Source organism: Streptomyces murinus, from assembly GCF_002154555.1.
GTDB classification, from domain to species: Bacteria; Actinomycetota; Actinomycetes; order Streptomycetales; family Streptomycetaceae; genus Streptomyces; species Streptomyces murinus.
The window spans coordinates 1-2369 of record NZ_MUNF01000630.1; the positions used below are offsets into that span (position 1 = coordinate 1).

The following is a 2369-nucleotide window of genomic DNA, read 5'->3' on the forward strand; positions in this document are numbered from 1 at the left end:
TACTGCTTCCAGCCCTCGACCAGTTGGCGGGCGAGCATCAGCGCGGTGGCGCCGGTCGCGCAGTTGTTGCTGACGTTGTAGACGGGGATGCCGGTGAGCCCCAGTTCGTAGACGGCGCGCTGGCCCGCGGTCGAGGGCTGGAAGCAGTAACCGACGGGAACCTGTTCCACCTCGTCGTATCCGATCCGGGCGTCCGCGAGCGCGGCCCCACCGGCCTCCCGCACCATGTCCCAGTACTGCCAGTCACGGGTCTCGGGCTTCTCGAACCTGGTCATCCCGACCCCGGCTACATAGGCCTTCATGGCGCGCAGACTAGAACGTGTTCCACAACATGGCCATCCCTGACGCCGACTCAGAAACCCATAGGATGGTCAAATAATCTTTAGAGGCCCGAAGCAACGGAATAGTTGCCTGTGCATACGAGGTTTACCCCGCACTTATGTCTACGGGAGGCCGCCCTCAATGACCCACACGACGACCGACGAACCGCGGCGCGAGGCGAGCGGGGCCGTCGTCCCGGTGCTCGCCTTCGCCGGCATCGTGGTCGCGGTGATGCAGACCCTGCTCGTGCCGGTCATCAAAGACCTGCCCCTGCTGCTGCACACCGCGCCCAGCAACGCCACCTGGGTGCTCACCTCGACCCTGCTGTCCGGCGCCGTCGCCACCCCGATCATGGGCCGGCTCGGCGATCTGTACGGCAAGCGGCGCATGCTGATCGCCAGCCTCGCCGTGATGGTGATCGGCGCGCTGGTCAGCGCGCTCACCAGCCAGCTGCTGGTCATGATCGTGGGCCGTACCCTCCAGGGCTTCGCCATGGGTGCGATCCCCCTCGGCATCGGCCTGATGCGGGACATGCTGCCGCGCGAACGGCTCGGCTCCGCGATGGCTCTGATGAGCTCCTCCATAGGCGTGGGCGGTGGCCTCGCCCTGCCCGCCGCCGCGCTGGTCGCCCAGCACATGAACTGGCACGCGCTGTTCTACGGCGCCGCCGGCCTCGGTGTGCTCGCCATCGCCCTCACCCTGCTCACCGTCCCCGAGTCCCCGATGCGCGCGGCGGGCACCTTCGACCTGCCCGGCGCGCTCGGGCTCTCCGCCGGTCTGGTGCTGCTCCTGCTGCCCATCACCAAGGGCAGCGACTGGGGCTGGTCCTCGGCGACGACCCTCGGCCTGTTCGTCGCGGCCGTCGTCGTCCTCCTCCTGTGGGGCCTGTACGAGCTGCGCGCCAAGGCGCCGCTGGTCGACCTGCGCACCACCGCGCGCCCCGCGGTGCTCTTCACCAACCTGGCGTCGATCATGGTCGGCGTCGCGTTCTACGTCGTCTCGCTCGTCCTGCCCCAGCTGCTCCAGCTGCCGAAGGCCACCGGGTACGGGCTCGGCCAGTCGATGGTCGTCGCCGGTCTGTGTGTGGCGCCGCTGGGCCTGACGATGATGTTCACCGCGCCGGTGTACGCCCGTCTCTCCGCCCGCTACGGCCCGAAGACCACCCTGATCATCGGCCTCCTGATCATCGCGATCGGCTACGGCGGCGGGCTCGGCCTGATGCAGGCGGCCTGGGAGACGATCGTCACGTCCGTGATCCTCGGCGCGGGCATCGGGCTCGCGTACTCCTCGCTGCCCGCGCTGATCGTCGGCGCGGTCCCGGCGTCGGAGACGGGCGCGGCGAACGGGCTCAACACGCTGATGCGGTCGATCGGTACGTCGGTGTCGAGCGCCGTCGTCGGCATGGTGCTCGCCAACACGGCGCACACCGTGGGGGGTATGGCGATCCCGACGATGCACGGGTTCCGGGTGTCGTTCCTCATCGCGACGGGGGCGGTGGCGGCGGGTCTGGTGCTCGCCCTGTTCCTGCCGAAGGCGGGCCGCCCGGTGCGGCAGGTGCGGCTGCGGGCCGGCAGCGAGGAGGACGAGGCCGTGCTGGAGCTGGCGGAGGAGGTGCTGCGGGGGTTCCGGGGGCGGGTGCTGGACGCGACCGGAGTGCCCGTCGCCCGGGCCAAGGTGACGCTGATCGACCACCGCGGCCGGCAGGCCGGGGCGGCCGTCTCCGACGAGGCGGGCCGCTATGCGCTTGTGGTGCCGGCGCAGGGGGCGTACGTCCTCGCGGCGCGGGCGTACGGCCATGGGCCGCTCGCTTCCGCGGCGACGCACCACGGCGAGGAGCGGGCGGTCGAGATGGACCTGTCCCTGCCGGGTGAAGCGGTGAGTGTGTAGCTCTCCTTAGGGGGGCGCCCTTGGGGGCGCCCCCCTAAGGGCGCCCCACGTCACGCCCGTTCACAACGGTGCGGCAGCATGGGGCCGAACAGCCGTGCCACCTGCGAAAGGCGTCCTATGGCCACCGCCCCCCAGCCCGAGATTCTCGCCGCGTACAGGGC

Annotated in this window: 2 protein-coding genes; one reads left to right on the forward strand and one right to left on the reverse strand. The window is 70.5% G+C overall.

What is annotated here, in order from left to right; translation table 11 throughout:
* On the reverse strand, window positions 1–302 hold a 302-nt coding region (locus CCN72_RS31735; RefSeq protein ID WP_483027288.1), incomplete at its 3' end, for a thiolase family protein.
* 160 nt (window positions 303–462) lie between these two features.
* On the opposite strand from CCN72_RS31735, the gene CCN72_RS31740 reads away from it, so the two are divergent.
* On the forward strand, window positions 463–2208 hold the full coding sequence (locus tag CCN72_RS31740) for an MFS transporter (protein ID WP_086811618.1): 1746 nt from the start codon (window positions 463–465) through the stop codon (window positions 2206–2208).
* The last annotated feature ends 161 nt before the right edge of the window (window positions 2209–2369 follow it).

Coding starts and splice junctions, on each gene's coding strand:
- CCN72_RS31740 (WP_086811618.1), top strand. CDS start 463: ATGACCCACACGACGACCGACGAACCGCGGCGCGAGGCGAGCGGGGCC.